This window comes from Paraclostridium dentum (assembly GCF_012922555.1).
In the GTDB taxonomy this organism is placed as follows: Bacteria; Bacillota; Clostridia; order Peptostreptococcales; family Peptostreptococcaceae; genus Paraclostridium; species Paraclostridium dentum.
In genome coordinates this window covers 339,901-359,723 of sequence record NZ_WIPK01000001.1, presented here as the reverse complement: position 1 = coordinate 359,723, position 19,823 = coordinate 339,901, and the positions used below count along the sequence as shown (strand labels likewise).

At 29.5% G+C, this 19,823-nt stretch carries 19 protein-coding genes and 1 other annotated feature; of the genes, 6 read left to right on the top strand and 13 right to left on the bottom strand.

Features of this window, described 5'->3' with window-relative positions; translation table 11 throughout:
* Window positions 1–33 precede the first annotated feature (33 nt).
* Window positions 34–294 carry a DUF1294 domain-containing protein gene (locus tag GFJ41_RS01605; RefSeq protein WP_081949284.1) on the top strand — a complete coding sequence of 87 codons (261 nt, stop codon included), beginning with the start codon at window positions 34–36 and terminating at the stop codon, window positions 292–294.
* 80 nt (window positions 295–374) lie between these two features.
* On the opposite strand, the gene GFJ41_RS01600 is transcribed toward GFJ41_RS01605, so the two are convergent.
* The 10 genes from GFJ41_RS01600 to GFJ41_RS01555 form a co-directional block, all read right to left on the bottom strand.
* Window positions 375–1,529, bottom strand: a complete 1,155-nt coding sequence (locus GFJ41_RS01600; RefSeq protein WP_035780102.1) for a sodium ion-translocating decarboxylase subunit beta — start codon at window positions 1,527–1,529, stop codon at window positions 375–377.
* 66 nt (window positions 1,530–1,595) lie between these two features.
* Window positions 1,596–1,979, bottom strand: a complete 384-nt coding sequence (locus tag GFJ41_RS01595; protein ID WP_206001483.1) for a biotin/lipoyl-containing protein — start codon at window positions 1,977–1,979, stop codon at window positions 1,596–1,598.
* A 17-nt stretch (window positions 1,980–1,996) separates the two neighbouring features.
* Window positions 1,997–2,383 carry an OadG family transporter subunit gene (locus tag GFJ41_RS01590; protein WP_052169257.1) on the bottom strand — a complete coding sequence of 129 codons (387 nt, stop codon included), beginning with the start codon at window positions 2,381–2,383 and terminating at the stop codon, window positions 1,997–1,999.
* Between the two features lie 14 nt (window positions 2,384–2,397).
* Window positions 2,398–3,945 (bottom strand): methylmalonyl-CoA decarboxylase subunit alpha, encoded by a 1,548-nt coding sequence (gene mmdA, locus GFJ41_RS01585; protein ID WP_035117765.1) that lies wholly within the window; start codon window positions 3,943–3,945, stop codon window positions 2,398–2,400.
* Window positions 3,946–3,972: 27 nt separating this feature from the next.
* Window positions 3,973–4,383 (bottom strand): methylmalonyl-CoA epimerase, encoded by a 411-nt coding sequence (gene mce, locus GFJ41_RS01580; protein WP_035117764.1) that lies wholly within the window; start codon window positions 4,381–4,383, stop codon window positions 3,973–3,975.
* A 15-nt stretch (window positions 4,384–4,398) separates the two neighbouring features.
* Window positions 4,399–5,334 carry a methylmalonyl Co-A mutase-associated GTPase MeaB gene (gene meaB / locus GFJ41_RS01575; protein WP_021429070.1) on the bottom strand — a complete coding sequence of 312 codons (936 nt, stop codon included), beginning with the start codon at window positions 5,332–5,334 and terminating at the stop codon, window positions 4,399–4,401.
* A gap of 13 nt (window positions 5,335–5,347) precedes the next feature.
* Window positions 5,348–5,749 (bottom strand): cobalamin B12-binding domain-containing protein, encoded by a 402-nt coding sequence (locus GFJ41_RS01570; RefSeq protein WP_021429170.1) that lies wholly within the window; start codon window positions 5,747–5,749, stop codon window positions 5,348–5,350.
* A 13-nt stretch (window positions 5,750–5,762) separates the two neighbouring features.
* Window positions 5,763–7,433, bottom strand: a complete 1,671-nt coding sequence (locus GFJ41_RS01565; RefSeq protein WP_170074431.1) for an acyl-CoA mutase large subunit family protein — start codon at window positions 7,431–7,433, stop codon at window positions 5,763–5,765.
* A gap of 335 nt (window positions 7,434–7,768) precedes the next feature.
* Window positions 7,769–9,262, bottom strand: coding sequence for a succinyl-CoA:acetate CoA-transferase ScpC (gene scpC / locus GFJ41_RS01560; RefSeq protein ID WP_170074430.1), 1,494 nt, complete (start codon window positions 9,260–9,262; stop codon window positions 7,769–7,771).
* A 40-nt stretch (window positions 9,263–9,302) separates the two neighbouring features.
* Complete coding sequence (locus GFJ41_RS01555) at window positions 9,303–10,676, bottom strand: aspartate-alanine antiporter-like transporter (RefSeq protein WP_170074429.1); 1,374 nt, start codon at window positions 10,674–10,676, stop codon at window positions 9,303–9,305.
* 204 nt (window positions 10,677–10,880) lie between these two features.
* On the opposite strand from GFJ41_RS01555, the gene GFJ41_RS01550 reads away from it, so the two are divergent.
* Both GFJ41_RS01550 and GFJ41_RS01545 read left to right on the top strand, forming a co-directional pair.
* A complete protein-coding gene (locus GFJ41_RS01550; protein WP_035117756.1) occupies window positions 10,881–11,750 on the top strand; it encodes a LysR family transcriptional regulator in 870 nt (289 codons plus the stop codon).
* Window positions 11,751–11,825: 75 nt separating this feature from the next.
* The gene (locus tag GFJ41_RS01545; protein WP_052169256.1) at window positions 11,826–12,470 is read left to right on the top strand and encodes a Crp/Fnr family transcriptional regulator; all 645 of its coding nucleotides are present in this window, start codon (window positions 11,826–11,828) and stop codon (window positions 12,468–12,470) included.
* A 14-nt stretch (window positions 12,471–12,484) separates the two neighbouring features.
* On the opposite strand, the gene GFJ41_RS01540 is transcribed toward GFJ41_RS01545, so the two are convergent.
* Complete coding sequence (locus tag GFJ41_RS01540; RefSeq protein WP_035117753.1) at window positions 12,485–13,687, bottom strand: alanyl-tRNA editing protein; 1,203 nt, start codon at window positions 13,685–13,687, stop codon at window positions 12,485–12,487.
* An 80-nt stretch (window positions 13,688–13,767) separates the two neighbouring features.
* Entirely contained in the window at window positions 13,768–14,649 is an 882-nt protein-coding gene (locus tag GFJ41_RS01535; RefSeq protein ID WP_170074427.1) for a YegS/Rv2252/BmrU family lipid kinase, read from the bottom strand.
* Between the two features lie 166 nt (window positions 14,650–14,815).
* On the opposite strand from GFJ41_RS01535, the gene GFJ41_RS01530 reads away from it, so the two are divergent.
* Window positions 14,816–15,124 (top strand): hypothetical protein, encoded by a 309-nt coding sequence (locus GFJ41_RS01530; protein ID WP_035117752.1) that lies wholly within the window; start codon window positions 14,816–14,818, stop codon window positions 15,122–15,124.
* An 89-nt stretch (window positions 15,125–15,213) separates the two neighbouring features.
* Window positions 15,214–17,127 (top strand): ABC-F family ATP-binding cassette domain-containing protein, encoded by a 1,914-nt coding sequence (locus tag GFJ41_RS01525; protein ID WP_170074426.1) that lies wholly within the window; start codon window positions 15,214–15,216, stop codon window positions 17,125–17,127.
* A gap of 35 nt (window positions 17,128–17,162) precedes the next feature.
* On the opposite strand, the gene GFJ41_RS01520 is transcribed toward GFJ41_RS01525, so the two are convergent.
* Complete coding sequence (locus GFJ41_RS01520) at window positions 17,163–17,750, bottom strand: hypothetical protein (protein WP_168931763.1); 588 nt, start codon at window positions 17,748–17,750, stop codon at window positions 17,163–17,165.
* A 175-nt stretch (window positions 17,751–17,925) separates the two neighbouring features.
* Window positions 17,926–18,143: a binding site (T-box leader), on the top strand.
* Window positions 18,144–18,228: 85 nt separating this feature from the next.
* Here GFJ41_RS01520 and GFJ41_RS01515 point away from each other — a divergent pair.
* Complete coding sequence (locus tag GFJ41_RS01515; RefSeq protein WP_226890208.1) at window positions 18,229–19,608, top strand: YjiH family protein; 1,380 nt, start codon at window positions 18,229–18,231, stop codon at window positions 19,606–19,608.
* Window positions 19,609–19,823 lie beyond the last annotated feature (215 nt).

Below are 19,823 nucleotides of genomic sequence, written 5' to 3'. Positions count from 1 at the left end.
TAAATGTTTAAATAAATTTATGAGGAGGTTATAATGAAAATTTTCAACATATATTTTTTAATTATATCCTGTATATCATTTTTACTTATGTACATAGATAAACAAAGAGCAATTAAACATGAATGGAGAATTCCTGAATCAACCCTTATGACTTTATCTTTAATTGGAGGAGCAATAGGTACATATCTAGGAATGTATACATTTAGACATAAAACAAAACATAATAAATTTACTATAGGAGTTCCTATTTGTATAATAATTAATATAGTTTTATATTATTTTTTAGTTTCATAGATTATCCATATTTTTAGTAAATATAATTTCCTTAATTATAAAAAGGATGTCTTAAAATATTTTAAGACATCCTTTTTGTTTTAGCCTCCGAATAAACTTAGTAATATTCCGGCTGCCACAGCAGATCCTATTACACCTGCAACATTAGGTCCCATAGCATACATAAGTATAAAGTTTCCTGGATTTTCTTCTTGAGCTACCTTATGCGCAACTCTTGCTGCCATAGGTACTGCAGATACTCCAGCTGCTCCTATAAGCGGATTTACTTTATCCTTTGTAAATCTATTCATAAACTTAGCACAAAGTACTCCCGATCCTGTTCCTATACTAAATGCAATTATTCCAAGTGCAAATATTTTTATAGTTTGTGCACTTAAGAAAACTTGAGCTTCTGCTGATGCTCCAACAGATAACCCTAAAAATATTGTAATTATATTCATTAAAGCATTAGTTGCCGTATCTGAAAGTCTATCAGTAACTGTACACTCTTTAAGTAAATTACCAAACATTAGTAGTCCTATTAATGTAGCTGCTGATGGTAATAATAAAGATACTACTATAGTAACTACTATAGGGAATATAATTTTAACTTTTTTAGATACTGGCTTTGATTGTTTCATTATTATATTTCTTTCTTCCTTAGTTGTTAACGCTTTCATTATAGGTGGCTGTATTATTGGAACTAGAGCCATATATGAATACGCTGCAACTGCTATAGGTGCTAATAAGTGAGGTGCTAGCTTTGTCGTTAAATAAATTGCAGTTGGTCCATCTGCTCCTCCTATAATTCCTATAGAAGATGCTTCTAACCCTGTAAATCCTAAAGCTAGTGCACCTATAAATGTAAAAAATATTCCAAACTGTGCTGCAGCACCTAATAATATACTTTTTGGATTAGATATCATTGGTCCAAAGTCCGTCATTGCTCCAACTCCTAAGAATATTAACGGTGGGAATATACCCAGTTTACATCCTTGGTATAGATAGTAAAGTAAGCCCCCCGGAGTCTTGGTCGCAATTGATCCATTTATTGATTCTTGTGTAAGTGAAACATCATTTATAGATGAAATTGGTGTATTCATAGCACCTGCTAATGGAAGATTTGTAAGTAACATACCAAAAGCTATAGGCACTAATAATAACGGTTCAAATCCTTTTGCTATTGCTAAATATAATAATACACAGGCGATTAATATCATTACAATTTGTCGCCAATCCATATTAACAATACCCATTGATTGAATAAAATTATTAATAACTTCTCCCACGGGTAAGTCCCCCTTTTAAAAATTTGTAATTATTTAACCTATAGTTATTAAAGAATCCCCTGCGCTTACAGACGCTCCTTTTGATACATCAACTGACTTAACTGTACCATCAGAACTTGCCATTATTTCATTTTCCATTTTCATAGCTTCAAGTATTAATAATACTTGCCCTTTTTTAACACTATCTCCAACTTTTACACGTACATCATTTATTGTTCCTGGCATAGGTGCTGATATAGTTCCTCCTCCAGCAGACGGTGTATTTTGAGTTTGCTTAGGTTGCGCTTTTGGTGCTGCTTGTGGCTGCACTTGTTGAGTTGCTACTTGTGGTCTTTGCACAGATGCCTGACTGCCTAACTCTTCCACCTCTACTTCGTATGTATTTCCATTTACAGTTATATTATATTTTTTTATCATCGTAAACTCCCCCTGTTTTACTTTGTAATATTTTTAGGCATTCTTTCCCAACTTGATTTATTATTATTAGTTCTTTGTATTTTTCTAACTATTATATTATTTGTACTATTTCCTGTAGCTGCTGCAATTGATGCAGTTATAACTGAAACTAACTCTTCTATATTTTCATTACTACTTTTATTTTCAATTGAAGCTTCTTGAATTGGTTCTACGTTAGCTACGTTTTTTTGTTTTCCACTTCTGTCTACTTGCAGTATTTTTATTATAAGAGATATTAGAATTAAAACTATAAAAACTACTACCATTGAAAGAATTGCTACACAAACTCCCGCTAAAAGTTTTTCCCCTATTGAAATTGAAGCTGAAGGATCTTTTAGAGCTTCTAATAATTGGCTAATATTCATAATTTACCACCTTCCTATAAAGGTATATTTCCATGTTTTTTAGGAGGTCTCTCTTCACGCTTAGATGCTAATGTATCAATAGCATCTGCTATTCTTATTCTAGATAATGAAGGTTCTATTACATCATCTATATATCCTCTTTCAGCCGCCTTATATGGAGTTGCAAATTCATCTGTATATTCTTTTATCTTTATTTCTCTCATTTCTTTTTGATCTTTAGCATTTTTAATATCATTTTTAAATATTATATTGGCAGCTCCACTAGGTCCCATAACTGCAACTTCTGCTGTTGGCCAAGCAAATACCATATCAGCTCCTAAATCTTTAGAACACATTGCAAGGTATGAACCACCATAAGCTTTTCTAGTTATTAATGTAATTTTAGGAACTGTAGCCTCACTATATGCGTAAAGCATTTTTGCACCATGACGGATTATACCTCCATATTCTTGAGATGTTCCTGGTAAAAATCCTGGTACGTCAACTAAACTAAGTATAGGTATATTAAAAGCATCACAAGTTCTTATAAATCTTGATGATTTATCTGATGCATTTATATCAAGTGATCCAGCCATAATCTTTGGTTGATTTGCAATTATTCCGATACTTTCACCATTTACTCTTGCAAAACCTGTTATTATATTTTGAGCAAAGAATGGTTGAACTTCATAAAAATCACCATCGTCTATTATTTCATATATAATTTCTTTCATATCATACGGTTTATTTGAACCATCTGGTATTATACTATTTAAAGCATCATTTTTTCTATTTGGATCATCTTGACATTCTACTATAGGTGCTTTTTCAGAGTTGTTGGAAGGTAGAAACGATAATAATTTTCTTATTTGAGCTATACAATCTTCATCATTTGAAGCCATAAAGTGAGCAACTCCAGAAGTTGTATTATGAGTTGATGCTCCTCCTAATTCTTCAGCTGTTACTTCTTCTCCTGTAACAGTTTTGATAACTTGAGGTCCTGTTATAAACATTTGACTAGTTTTATCTACCATATATACAAAGTCTGTTAATGCTGGAGAATAAACAGCTCCTCCTGCACAAGGCCCCATTATTGCAGAAATTTGAGGAACTACACCTGATGCAATTGTGTTTTTATAAAATATTTCTCCATATCCTGCAAGTGCATCAACAGCTTCTTGAATTCTAGCTCCTCCTGAATCATTAAGTCCAACAACAGGTGCCCCTAGCTTTAAAGCAGTATCCATAACTTTTCCAATTTTTTTCGCATGCATTTCCCCCAGTGACCCACCAAGCACAGTAAAGTCTTGTGCAAATGCACAAACTAATCTTCCTTCCACTTTACCATATCCTGTAACTACACCTTCTCCTGGTATTTCCTTATTTTCCATTCCAAAGTTTGTACATCTATGTTTTACAAATGCATCTAATTCAACGAATGTATTTTCATCAAATAATTGATTTAATCTTTCTCTTGCAGTTAATTTGCCTGATGAATGTTGTTTATCTATTCTTTTTTGTCCCCCACCTTGTTCTATTTTATGTCTTTTTTCATAAAGTAAATTTAACTTTTCTTGTGACACAAAATCACCCCCAAATTTTTGTTATATTTAATTTCTTTCACTTAGTTCTAATAAAACTCCATCTGTTCCTTTTGGGTGGCAAAATGCTATTTTAGCATTACCAGCTCCATATCTTGGTTTTTCATCTATCATTTTATATCCCTTAGCCTTAACTTCTTCTATAGCTTTTTCTATATTGTCAACTCTAACTGCAACGTGTTGTATTCCTCCACGTCCACCATTTTTTGCTATAAATTTAGCTATTGGTCCATCTTCTGTTGTAGATTCTAATAGTTCAAGTTCTGTATCTCCAACTGGTAAAAAAGCTACTTTTACCTTTTGGTCTTCAACAATTTCAGTCCCTTGGCATTTTAATCCCAATACATCTTCATAGAACTGTAAAGTTTCCTCTAAGTTATTAACCGCTATTCCTACATGATCAACTCTTAATATATCCATAACTACTCCCCCTTGTTATTTTGTAACTTTTTCAAATAACATATTACTTATAGAGTATGGGTCAATTTCTTTACTTATAGTTTTTAATAATAAATCATCAACCTCTTTTGTATACTCTAAATTTTTAACTAAACTAGATACTTTCTTTTGGACTAATTCCTTAACTTCAATTCTATTTCTTTCTAATCTTTTTTCATTTAATTTATTACTTTCTTCTAAAAACTTCCTATGTTTCAATATATTTTCATAAACTTTGTCTACTCCATCACCAGTTTCAGCAATAGCTAAACTTACAGGTGGTCTAAATTCCCAATCTTTCTTAAAGTCTAACATCATTTCTATCTCTAATGATGTTCTCTTTGCCCCATCTTTATCTGCCTTATTTACTGCAAATACATCTGCAATTTCCATAACTCCAGCTTTTATTGCCTGTATATCATCACCTAAGCCTGGTACCATTACAATAAGAGTTGTATCTGCAGTTTTAACTATATCTATTTCTGATTGGCCAACCCCTACAGTTTCTATAAATATATAATCACATCCATAAGCATCTAAAACTTTTATAGCAGCTTGAGTTGCATTAGATAATCCACCTAAACTTCCTCTTGTTCCCATAGATCTTATAAATACATCTTTATCTGTATTTAAGTCATTCATTCTGATTCTATCCCCAAGTATAGCTCCTTTTGTAAAGGGGCTTGTTGGATCTATTGCTATAATTCCTACTTTTTTACCCTCTTTTCTTATAAGTTTAACTAACTTATCAGTTAAAGTAGATTTTCCAGCACCAGGAGGACCTGTTATCCCTATAACATAGGCCCTTCCAGTGTGTTTATATATGTCTTTTAAAGCATCTTCATATCCAGGCTGCTCATTTTCTACAATAGTGATAAGTCTAGCACAATCTCTTTTTTTGCCTTCTAGTACCCTATTCACTATATCTTTCATATTTATCTCCTTTTTAAGCTAATGCTCTTTTAAGATTCTCTCTAATAAAGTCTATAGTCATTGAAGTTGGAGTTCCTGGAGTAAATATTTCTGCAATTCCTTTTTCTTTTAAGTATGGAATATCATCTTCAGGAATTACTCCTCCACCTATTACTAATATATCATCAGCTTCTTCTTCATTTAACAATTCTACAACTTTCGGTAGTAAGTGGTTATGAGCTCCTGATAATATACTCATTGCAACAACATCAACGTCTTCTTGTATAGCTGCTGCTACAATTTGTTCTGGAGTTTGTCTAAGCCCTGTATATATAACCTCCATACCAGCATCTCTTAATGCTCTTGCTATTACTTTAGCTCCTCTATCATGTCCATCTAATCCTGGTTTTGCAACTAATACTCTTATTGGTCTCATATCAATATACCCCCTATATCATAACCGTTTGTTTATATTCACCAAACTCTTCTCTCATAACGCCACAAACTTCTCCTAATGTAGCATATTCTCTAACTGCTTCTAATATATATGGCATTACATTTTCATCAGAGTTGCAAGCTTTTCTAAGTGCTTCTAGAGCTTGTTTAACTTTTTCACCATTTCTTCTCTCTTTAAGTTCTTGTATCTTTTCTTTTTGTCTTTCTCCAACCATTGGATCAACTTTTAATAATCCTTTTGGAGCTTGTTCTTCTATTTGGAATTTATTAACTCCAACTATAATTCTATCGTTATTTTCAATTTCTTTTTGATATCTATATGCGCTATCCATTATTTCTTGTTGTATAAATCCTTTTTCTATAGCTTGTGGTGCGCCACCTAATTCATCTATTTTTTCTATTAATTTTAATGCTTCTTCTTCTATTTGGTTAGTTAAACTTTCTACATAATAAGAACCTGCTAATGGATCTATACTATCTGCTACTCCACTTTCGTGTGCTACAATTTGTTGTGTTCTAAGTGCTACTCTTACTGAATCTTCTGTTGGAAGTGCTAGTGCTTCGTCTTTTGAATTTGTGTGTAATGATTGAGTACCTCCAAGTACTGCTGCTAATGTTTGAATTGCCACTCTGACTATGTTATTTTCAGGTTGTTGTGCTGTAAGTGTACAACCAGCTGTTTGAGTATGGAACTTAAGTGCCCATGATTTTGGATTAGTCGCTTTAAATCTTTCTTTCATAACTTTTGCCCATATTCTTCTTGCTGCTCTAAATTTTGCAACCTCTTCTAGTAAGTTGTTGTGTGCATTGAAGAAGAATGATAATCTAGGTGCAAAGTCATCTACATTTAAACCTGCTGCTATAGCTGAGTTTACATAAGCTATACCATCAGCTAATGTAAAAGCTACTTCTTGAACTGCATTTGATCCTGCTTCTCTTATATGATAACCTGATATACTTATCGTGTTCCATTTAGGTACTTCTTTTGAACAATATTCAAATATATCAGTTATTAATCTCATGGATGGTTTTACTGGGAATATATATGTTCCCCTTGCTACATATTCCTTTAATATATCATTTTGTATCGTACCTCTTAATTTGTCAGCTGAAACTCCTTGCTTTTCAGCAACTGCTATGTACATTGCTAAAAGTACTGATGCTGGTGCATTTATAGTCATTGATGTTGATACCTTATCTAAAGGTATTCCATCAAATAATATTTCCATATCTGCTAATGAATCTATACAAACTCCAACTTTTCCAACTTCTCCCTCTGATATTGCATCATCTGAGTCATAACCCATTTGAGTCGGAAGGTCAAATGCTACGGAAAGCCCCATAGATCCTTGGTCTATTAGATATTTATATCTTTTATTTGATTCTTCTGCTGTTGCAAATCCAGCATACATTCTCATAGTCCAGAATTTTCCTCTATACATTGTAGGTTGAACACCCCTTGTATATGGATACTGTCCTGGATATCCTAGATCATTTTCATAATCAAATTCTGCATCTAATGGTGTATATAACCTTTTCATTTCTTGCCCTGTGTCAAACTCGAATTTTTCTTTTCTTTCTGGGAATCTAGCTATAGACTTATTAACTTTTCCTTCCTCCCATTTATTAAAGCTCTCTTGAATTTGTTCCTTGTTTTTCGTCATATGAACTCCCCCTATTCTTTATCTCTAAACAATTATGATTTTTTAGAGATTATATATATTAAGTTTTAATATAAATTTTTAATAAATACCCCTTCACTAAAATTATTACATACCTTCACCTAAGATTGCAATCGTTTTTATGCAAGTTTTATTTCATCACTGAATTACACTTTAAAATTTGAAATTTTCAAAATTTAATCTTTCATACTGTCAAACTTTAATTTTGAAAATATAGATAAATTCAATCAATTCATATACGTTTTGATTGAATTTATCTACTTACAATGCAACTATTACTTATTTTTCTTCATTATTATAATAAAAAATTTTAATTTTTATTTAATCATACTTCCATCATCTAGAAATTTTTTATGCCACGATAAAGATTCTTCTAAAATATGTGGTGTATGTTTATACTTACCCTCGCAAGCTCTATTAAAGTAATCATATAAAGCATCTTTATAGTCAGGATGTGCACAATTTTTTATTATTTCTTCCGCTCTTTCCTTTGGAGATAGTCCTCTTAAATCTGCTACACCTTGTTCTGTTACAATTACCATTACATCATGTTCTGTATGATCATGGTGTGATACCATAGGCACTATACTAGATATTTTTCCATCCTTAGCTATTGATTCTGTTGTAAAAATAGTTAAGTAACCATTTCTAGAAAAATCACCTGATCCTCCAATTCCATTCATCATTCTGCTACCCATTATATTAGTTGAATTAACATTTCCATATATATCTACTTCTATTGCAGTATTTATAGCTATTACGCCTAATCTTCTAGCAACTTCAGGACTATTACTTATCTCTTGAGGTCTAAGAATTAATTTATCTTTATATTTACTAAAATTCTCATAAAAATTATCTAGTCTTTCTGGAGATATAGTTAATGATGTCCCCGATGCAAATTTTACTTTTCCACACTCTATTAAATCTATAACACTATCTTGTATTACTTCTGAATACACTACCAAGTCTTCAAATTTTGATTCTACGAGACCTCCAAGAATTGCATTTGCTACACTTCCAACTCCAGACTGAAGAGGTAATAAATTTTTTGGAAGTCTCTTAGCTTCTACTTCTTTTTCTAGGAAATTTATAAGATTTTTAGCCATTTTTTCTGATACTGAATCAATAGGTGCAACAGATCTTGTTTTATCTTTTATATCTGTATATACTATTGCTGCTATTTTATCTTTATTACAAATAATATATGGAGTTCCTATTTTATCATCAGGTTTGACTAATGGAATTGGATTTCTATTTGGAGGAGCTTCTAAGTTATAAATATCATGTATTCCCTCTAAATCCATTGGTTGAGATGTATTTATTTCTATTATTACTTTATCTGCACACTCTACAAATACATTTGAATTTCCTATTGATGTAGAAGGAATTATATATCCTTCTTCTGTTATAGCAACTGCTTCTACTAATGCTATATCCATCTTCCCAAAAAATCCATACTTAACCCATTGCGGAGTATGACTTAAATGCATATCTGAATAATTTATAGATGAATTGTTTATAGAGTTTCTACAACTTGAATTTGTTTGATAGGGATACCTTCTTTTTATAATTCCAAGTTCACTTAAAGCTCCGTCTAGTTCTGGTCCAACAGATGCCCCAGTTATAAGTGTAATACCTATATTTTCTCCATTTTTTACTCTATCAGCTAAAGCTAGTGGTACTGCTTTGGGATATCCTGCAGGTGTAAATCCACTAGTTCCTACAACCATATTATCCTCAAATAATTTAGCGGCTTCTTTAGCACTCATTACTTTGCTTTTTAATTCATCACATCTTAATCTTTTATCCATAAGTTTCCCCTCCTAGCATATTTTATTTTAAATCCAATAACTACATCGGTAATTTATGAAGTATTATAGTGAAAATAACCATTCCTAAAAGCGCAAATGGGTACGTTGCTCCATATCCTGCAGCTGGTTCATCACCGCCTAAAGCCTCAACAGCTGCTCCTAGTCCAGGTGTAGATGTCATACCTCCACATATAGCTCCAGATAACATTGGCCAATTGATCTTTAGTACATATTTACCTAAGAAAAATCCAACCATCATACCTACTGTTCCAACTACAACAGAAACAATTCCTAGATATGCTCCAGCTCCTACTAACGCATCCACAGCCTTGTATCCATATCTTAATCCTACAATGGCTAAGAAAAATGCTAATGCAACATCTCTTATAACTCCTAGAACCTTTGAGTCCATTCTAAAACTTATACTTCCAACTTTACCTATATAGCCTAGTATTAATGATCCTATCAAAACCCCACCCGTTGACCCTAAGCTAAAATAACCTATAAATGGTAGATATATATTTATGTTTCCAATTATATATCCGAATGTACATGCTATTACAAATCCTAAAATATCAAACTTACTTTCTTTTATTTCTTTGGATGAATTGCTTGATTTCTTTGCATCCTCTAATTCTTTTTTATATTGCAATTTCTCTTTTTCTACATCTATTTTAAATATTGTTGGGAAGAAATTTACAGCTAATATAACTATCAATACTCCAAATGGATATCCTATCGCATGACCTGCCCCAATGCTTGCTTCTGCATTTACTATATACTGTTGCTTTATATCATCTGTTAATTTAAATTCATTTAAATCTTTTGGTATATCTTTTATTCCAGCCATTTTTAGAAATTGTTCTTTTTCTACTAGGTTCATACTGTCAAATTCTGATACTCTTTGAGTTGCATGCCCCCTAGCTGTTTCTATTGCCGCTGCTAAGCCTGGGGAACTTGTAAGTGCTCCAGTGTACACCCCAGATACTTCATATGGATTTGAGTCATCACTAAACATTGTAGCTCCATACGTTGCTACGTCACTTGTAAATGTTATTATCATCCCAAGTACTACAAATTTAAGGCCATATTTTTTTAATACTATCCCCATATCTTTTGCTGCTAATAATCCTACTGCACAAACAAATAATATTAAAAATATTTCAAAGAAATCACTCGATACTACGCCTACTGATAATAATTCCTGTGCAGACTTAAATGCTTGAGAACCTTCAGGTACATTTGCTGCGTATTTAAAAGCCCCCCATCCAATTATAAGTCCCGTAAATAATGCTCCTGATATACCAAACTTAAATTTTCCAAACTTAAGTTTTCCAAATATAAGTCCCGTGACGATTGCTATGAACATAAGCATAAATTGGCTTAAAAATACATCTGCAAAATTAAAACTCATATGCATTCCTCCTATTAAATTTTTATTATAAATTCCTGAAAGTTAATTAGATATGATTTGATTTGCTTGAATAAAACGTTGATAATTAGTAAATATATTGCCTTTAAGAATATTCTATATAACTATTTAATAAATGTATAATACATAGTTTGTTATATATTTATAGCAAATTTATTATATAGTTTAGGATGGTGATTTTATTAAATGGAGCTCCTTCATCTCAAATATTTTCAAACAGTTGCAAAAACTCAACATATGACTAATGCCGCTAAAAAATTACATATAGTTCAGCCTGCTTTAAGTAGAATTATTAACTCATTAGAAAAGGAAATCGGCGTCGATTTGTTTGATAGAAATGGAAAAAAGATAATTTTAAATTCAAATGGAGAGATGTTTTTAAAAACGGTTAATGAATCACTTTCAATTTTAGAAAATGGAGTTAAGGAACTTCTCGATACTAACAACCAATCAAAACCAGAGATAAAACTTTTAGTTCTAGCTGGATCTAATACCTTGCCTAATTTAATTTTAAACTTCAAAAAAGCTCATCCCGACACTACCTTTAAACTTCTTCAGCATGTTGACGGTGAAATAGATTATAAAAATTTTGATTTTTGTATATCCTCTACATTAGATGAGGTCCATGATCCATTTTCTATAACCTTATTAGAAGAAGAATTATTTATAGGTATGCCTAGCAACCATCCTCTTGCTACTAAAAGTGCTATATTTTTAGAAGAAATCGCAAATGAAAATTTTATAAGCTTTCAATCTAATAAACCTTTTAGAACTATTTCTTATTCACTTTGCAAGTATGCAGGTTTTAATCCTACTATAGTATTTGAAAGCGATGTACCTTCAATAGTTAAACAATTGATTATTGCTGGTCTCGGTATAAGTTTTATACCTGAAATCTCATGGGGTATACATGCAGATGATTCTCTAAAGTTGCTTAGAGTTATAGACCCTGTTTGTAAAAGATACATAAATATTTCTTGGCATCCGGATAATTATATTAGTAAATATGCAAAAGAATTTCGAGATTTTGCAGTTGAATACTACTCTATGTTATAATTTATTAAAGCCTATCTTAAATTCTTAAATTTAATTAAATTGGGCTAATAATAATTTATTTTATAAGGTGGAATCATGTTTAAAAACTTAACTAAAAAAGAAATACTCGATTTATTTAAAGATTCTAAATATACAATAAAAAGCTATAATAAGGAAGATATAATAGCCCTTGAAGGTCATCCTTGTAATTCTATAGGTCTGATTTTAGACGGCGGTGTTGATATTAAAAGATTTTTACCTGGTGATAAAATTATTTTAATGTCATCTTTTTCAAAAGGAAATTTATTTGGTGAGGTCATAACTTTTTCAGATATAAATATATATCCAGCTACAGTTGTATCTAATTCAAAAACTGAAGTAATGTTTATTGATAAATATGACTTTATAGACTTTTGTTCTAATCACAAAAACATATTAATATCGTTTTTAAATGATATCACAAATAAAATTGTAGAACTTAATAAAACAGTTAAAACTATTTCTTTTGTAAGCATCAGGCAAAAAATTGTAAGCTTCTTATTAGATGAGTATAACTTACAAAATAGTAATTTTATAAAAATGCCTAAAACTAAAACAAAACTAGCAGAAACTTTAGGAGTGCCTAGACCTTCTTTATCTAGAGAGTTCATAAATATGAAAAATGATAATCTAATTGATTATACTAATGATTATGTGAAGCTTCTTGATATAGAAAAACTTAGGAATATAATAACAGAGTAGGTAATCCTACTCTGTTATTTTAATAAATTTGATATTTTCATAGATGCATAATCAAACATTGAATCTATATTTCCATTATTTTTTCCTGCTCCTTGGGCTAAAACTTTACTTCCCCCACCTTTACCATCTACTAGCTTTATAGAATCCTTTAATAAATCATTCATATCAAGTTTTTCTATTCCTTTTGATGTAGCAAATATAAAGTTAACTTTATCTTCATTTTTAACTGCTACTAAAGCTATTGTGTTTTCATTTTCAACTAACTTAGAAACAATTTTAGATGCGTATTTTATATTTTCATTTTCATATATTTTTTTAATTAAAGATATATCTCCTATTTTTTCTCCTAAATCTATCATTTCTTTAACTTGATATCTAGCTATTTCACTTTCTATTTTTTTATTATATTGTAATGTATCTTCTAAGTTTTTATGTAAGTTCTTAATTCCATTAATAGCGTCTTTATCTCCACACTTTAGATATCTACATATATCACTTAAACAATTATCTCTGTCCATGCTGTACTCAATTGCTCTTTTACCTGCCAAATACTCTATTCTAGTAGCATTTCTACATTTTTCAAATCTTTTTATTTTTATCATTCTAAGAGATAGTGTTGATCTTGGATGTACACCACAACATGCATTTATATCTAAATCTCCTATTTTTACAACTCTTATTTGTTCATTAGTCTTAGGCAGATCTCTTCTTAATCCCATCTTTTTTAATTCTTTTTTATCAGGAGTTAAAAACTCTGCATATATATCTCTGTTTATAATTTCATTTGCAAAGTTTTCAGCTTCCTTAATTTGTTCGTCAGTTAAAAATCCTTGTATATCTACAGTGCTAATATCTTGTCCTAAGTGAAAACCTACTGTATTTGCATTAAATAACTTGAAAAAACATCCAGATAAGACATGTTGCCCAAAATGTTGATTCATGCCATCTTCTCTTTTTTCCCAATCTATACTACATTTTACTTTATGTACTTTTATAGGCTTAGTTTTTGTTACATGAAATACTAATCCATCTTCTTCATATACATCTATTACTTCGTGATTATCAATTTTACCAGTATCACAAAACTGACCTCCTCCTCCAGGGAAAAATGCAGTTTTATCTAATTGAATGTGAAAATTAGAATCTTTTTCTTTTATATCAACAATTTCTGCTGTGAATTCTTTTATATATTGATCTTTGTAATATAACTTTTCCATTTTGTACTCCTTTTTATTTGATATATACAAGTATAAACTAAAATCCACATTTCTATCAATGTGGATTTTTATAATTTACCTTATTCAATTCCTAAAATCTTAATACCTTCTTTATTACATTTTATATGAAGAGGGAAATCAGGACCTCTTTCTCCATCTATATCTGTCACTATATTTTCTTCACAATCTATATACAAATCATCTGTTTTAAAATATATAATTTCATTGTATTTATCTATAGGTGCTCCTTTTATAATATCTAAAAGAAGTGGAATAGTTTTAGGTATTGGCATTGCCTTAAAAATTATTACATCTAAGTATCCATCATCTAACATAGCATAATGCGCTAAGTTTATATTTCCTGCAGTTCTTCCATTTAAAACTAAAATCAAGTACATATCACCTTCGTACTCTAACTCTTTTGACTTAACATGTACACTAAATTTTCTTAAATGAAGTGCATCTTCTATTCCTTTTATTATATATGATACTCTACCTATAGAATTTTTTAGATTTTCATCTACTCTTTGTGAAACATCTGTAAACATACCCGAACTTGCAATATTTACAAAGTAATCTTCATTAATAATTCCTAAATCTATATTTGTAGGTTTTGAATTAATTATCTTATCTATTGCTAAATTTATGTCTAATGGTATCTTAAGCACATTTGCAAAATCATTTGCAGTTCCAGTAGGAAGTATTGCAATTGGCAAATCTATATTATTTTTTTTCATGAAGTTTACAAGTCTATCTATACTTCCATCTCCTCCGGCAACTAAAATATACTCATAGTTATCATTAATATCTTCTAACCCTTTTTCCATGGTATTGTTTTTAGATACTCTATATGGCACAATTGTATATCCATTATCTTGAAATTTAGATATTATATTATCTAGCTTGTACACTATTTTTTTATCACCAGAATTTGGATTGTATATAAACTTAATTTTTTTCATCTACATCACCACTTTTCAATTATGTATATAACAAGTTCTATATCTATTTTAATATTATGTTTACTTATAAGCAATTATATTATAAAAATATATTTATATTAAATTTTTTGTTCCATTTTTATAATATATCCATATACTGTTATTATATATTTTTTAAGGAGGTTATATGTCCAAACAAACAAATTACTATAATAACTGTAATTCATTTGCTAACCAATATATGTTTTTAGTAGCGATATTCGCATCTATAATAGGTCAAGAAATTGATGATGATGAGGATTTGGGAATATTGGGATCTTTTTTGGTTGCACTTGGAGAAGAGCTTGCTCTAGCTTCAGAAATTAGAATAACTTGTAAAGCCAGACTTGAAAGTGACAATAACACTGAAACACAAACTCTAGATTCATTTGACAGGTCATACATAGTAAAAAGAAAAAAGAAAAAAGTCATTAAAAAGAAAGGTACTAGTAAGTAAAAACTGTATCTTTCTTTTTTTAAATTCCTATATAATACAAAAACTGTTATAATAGTTTAGTAAATTAAAATAACTATAAGGGTGATAAAATGAACTTAATTACATTAGAAAATATAACAAAGAGTTACTCTGAAAAAGTACTAGTTAACAATATATCATTAGGAATAAATGATGGAGAAAAAATAGGCCTTATAGGTGTTAATGGTACTGGTAAATCTACTTTACTTAAAATAATATCAGGTGCAGAAGAACCTGATAGTGGTACTGTAACTAAACCTAATAAAGTTAGAATAGAATACCTTCCTCAAAATCCATATTATGATGAAAATGCTACAGTTCTTGAGCAAGTTTTTAAGGGAACATCTAATGAAATGAAAATTCTTCGTGATTATCAAAGTATATTAGATAGTTTAAGCGAAAACTTTAATGAAGATTTAAATAATGATTTAATAAAATTACAAGAAAAAATTGATGCGCTTAATCTTTGGGACCTTGAGAGCGAAGCAAAATCAGTTTTAACAAAGCTTGGTATCGTTAATTTTAATCAAAAAATTGCTGAATTATCTGGAGGTCAAAGAAAAAGAATATCACTTGCGTCAGCACTTATAACACCTTGTGAGCTATTAATTTTAGATGAACCTACAAACCATTTAGATAATGATACTATAGATTGGCTAGAAGAATATTTAAATAACAAAAACTTATCATTACTTATGATAACTCATGATAGATATTTTTTAGATAGAGTTACAAATAGAATAGTTGAACTTGATAAGGGTAGACTTTTTAGTTATGATGGAAATTATTCTGCATTTCTTGAGAAAAAAATGGAAAGATTAGCTCTAGAGTCTAGCATGGAACAAAAAAGACAAAGTTTAATAAGAACTGAACTTGCTTGGGTTAGACGAGGAGCTCGTGCTCGTACAACTAAACAAAAAGCTAGACTTCAACGATTTGATGACCTTGTCAATACTGAGGTATTATCAAATAATGAAAATCTTGAAATAACTACTGCATCAAGTAGACTTGGTAAAAAAATTATAGAAATTCATAATATATCTAAATCATTTGGAGAAAAAAAATTAATCACCGATTTAGAGTATGCAATTGCTAGAACTGATAGAATTGGAATAATAGGTAAAAACGGTATAGGTAAATCAACTTTAATAAACATATTAAATGGTAAATTAAATCCAGACTCTGGACATATAGAAATTGGTGAAACAGTAAAAATCGGTTGTTTCGCTCAAGATGATGCTCATATGAATTTAGAAATGCGTGCTATAGATTATGTTAAAGAAGTTAGTGATTACATAGAAACGTCTGATGGTCAAAAAATAACTGCATCTCAATTGTGTGAAAGATTTTTATTTGACGGAACTATGCAATATACACTTATTAAAAAACTTTCAGGTGGAGAAAGACGTAGACTTCATCTTTTAAGAACCTTAATGTCCGCACCTAATGTGCTTCTTTTAGATGAGCCTACAAATGACTTAGATATAGAAACATTAAATAGACTTGAAGATTATTTAGATGAGTTTCCAGGCGTAGTTATATGTGTTTCTCATGATAGATATTTCCTAGATAGAATATGTAATAAAATATTTGCATATATCGGAAATGGTGAAATAGACATTTTTACTGGTAACTATAGTGATTATCTAATATTTAAAGAAAGTCAGCCTGAAGAAATTGAAATCGTTGAAGAAAAACCTAAAAACGAAGTAAAAAAAGAAAAACCTAAAAATAATAAAAAATTAAAATTCACATTTAATGAACAAAGAGAATTCGATACTATAGATGATGATATATCTTCTCTTGAAAATAAAATTCAATCTATTGATGATAATTTAGATAAATATTCAACTGATTTTACTAAATTACAAGAAATGCTTGATGAAAAATCAAATTTAGAAAAAGAACTTGAATTTAAATATGAAAGATGGGAATATTTAAATAACTTAGCTGAAGAAATAGATAGTAATAAAAATATAAATTAAAAAATGACCTTTTAAAGGTCATTTTTTAATTTATTTTAATCTTCAATTATATAGAAGCTATCAAAAATAGAATCTATTACATCGCTATATTCATCAACTAAAAATTCATCCACATCTATTTTAAATTCATATATCCCCTTATTTCCAGAAGTAATTAAGGTGTAGTTTATAGTTCCTTGAATAGACTTACTTACTATTATTTTTCCATTTTTATAATTTCTAATCTCATCTATATTTGACATGTTTTTTATAACAGAATCAACAGAAACTAAATCAATACAACCATCTGGAATTTCTATTAAAAATCCATGTGTTTTTATATTATAAAAATCAAAATCCTCATCTTTTTCCATAGTTATAGTGTCAAAACATTTGTCATCTATAGTGTTTAACTTTATGAAATGAGTTGGTATTTCTACTACATATCCAAGTTTACTTTTTATTTTATCATATGTTAAATTTTTTACTATTTTTTTACATTCATGCTCTTCTTTCCTAATTTTTCTCAAGTAATACAATGACTTTTTAAATCCTTCTTCATATGCTTTTAAAAAATATTTTTTAGCCTCTTTAGATTCATCATTCTCGAATAAATCTATTGCTTTTTCATAATTATTAGACAAGAACATCCCCCCAACTATTTTTTATTTCTTACTTAAGATTTTAATATATATTATGCTTTAACTATTGTTAAAATTCTATCATTATTTTATTGCTATTTTGGAAATTTTTAAATAATTCATTTTTTTTATTGACAACATTCATTTTTTTTATTACGATAGTTATAAAATAAATATTAAAAATTCTGTGAAAAAGAGAGTAACTCTAAATGGATTTTCAGCGAACTAGGGTTGGTGTGAGCCTAGTAATGAAGTTTATTGTGAAGAGAGCTTTTGAGAATATAGTTTGAAATTAAGTATGACTATAGGTTTTCTCGCCTTAAGAGATTAAGTGGATAGGATAATTTTTTATTTCTATCAACCAGAGTGGTACCGCGGAAAATTTTCGTCTCTTGGCTTTTGCCAAGGGACTTTTTTAATTTAAAAATAAATGCATTTATAGAGACGTTTTAATATAAAATTCAAAAGGAGATATTATTTTATGGAGAACAACATTAGCTTTTATAACAAGCCTACATCAAATAGTTTTATTAAGTTTTTAATCCCATCATTATTAGGATTAATATTATTTGTAATACCTCTTCCATATGGAAATATGGTAGCAATTGAAGGAATTTCTTCAATAAACATAGGAATTGGATTTTTAGCTGAATTAATAAAAATATCATTTTCTAATTATTTAGATTATATAGCACTTATAGTAATTGTTTCATCAGCACTTTTATCTATATTAAGTAAATTTGTAAACATTAAAAATGATTTTCTTAAAAGCATACTAGATGTTCCTTTATTTTGGTTATCTTTTAGAGTATTAGGTGCTATATTTGTATCTATGACGGTTTTAGGATTTGGTCCTGAATTCGTTAAGTCTGAAGTTACTGGACAAACAATTTTAGGAATTTTACCTAGTCTTTTAGCAATTTTCTTAGTTTCTGGATTTTTATTACCTTTAGTTGTAGACTTTGGTCTTATGGATTTTGTAGGAACTTTAATTTCTAAATTTATGTACAATATATTTAAAGTTCCTGGTCGTTCTGCTGTAGATGCTATATCTTCTTGGTTGGGTGATGGTACTCTTGGTATTATGATAACAAATACTCAGTATAAACAAGGATTTTATACTGCAAAAGAAGCGTGTATAATATCTGTTTGTTTTTCATTGGTATCTTTACCTTTCTCAACAGTCATAGCTGATCAGTTAGGATTGATGAGCTTGTTTGTTCCTTTTTACGGTTGTGTTTGTGTTGCTTCTTTAGCCTGTGCTATTATAATGCCTCGTATATACCCTTTAGCTCATATTAAAGATAAAACTTATAACAATGTAGACCATTTAAAAGAAGAACTTATTCCAGAAGATGAGAATGTATTTTCATTTGCTTTATCTAAAGCTTTATATAGAGCTGAAAATGCACCTTCATTAAATCTAATAATTAAAAATGGATTTAAAACTGTTATAGATATGTATTTAGCTTTACTTCCTCTTGTAATGGCATGGGGAACAATTGCACTTATAGTAGCTGAGTTTACACCTATATTTACTTGGATATCATTCCCTGTAGTATTTTTACTTAAGTTACTTCAAATACCTAATGCCGTAGAAGCTGCTCCAGCTGTATTAGTTGGATTTGCTGATATGTTTTTACCTTCTATAATGGTATCAGGTGCTCACTTTGATATATTAACAAAATTTATAATAGGAGCTTTATCTATAACGCAACTTCTATACTTAACAGAAACAGGTGCAGTTATATTAAAATCAGATATTCCATTAAATTTAAAAGATTTATTTATTATATTTTTGACAAGAACTTTAATAGCTTTACCAATTATAACGATATTAGCTAAGTTAATATTAAAGTAATAGTAAAATCTTAGATGGTCAAATAGACCATCTTTTTTAATTTCAATTTTAATCAATATTATGTCGACATAAGCAAAGTATTTTTTTTATTTGTCATATACTTGATTACTTTGGTTATAATTACTATATAAGTATAATTTTTAATATATTTTAATTTTAATATTGACTATTTGGACTAAAAACATTATAATTTAAATTTGTTAGAATTCTTACTT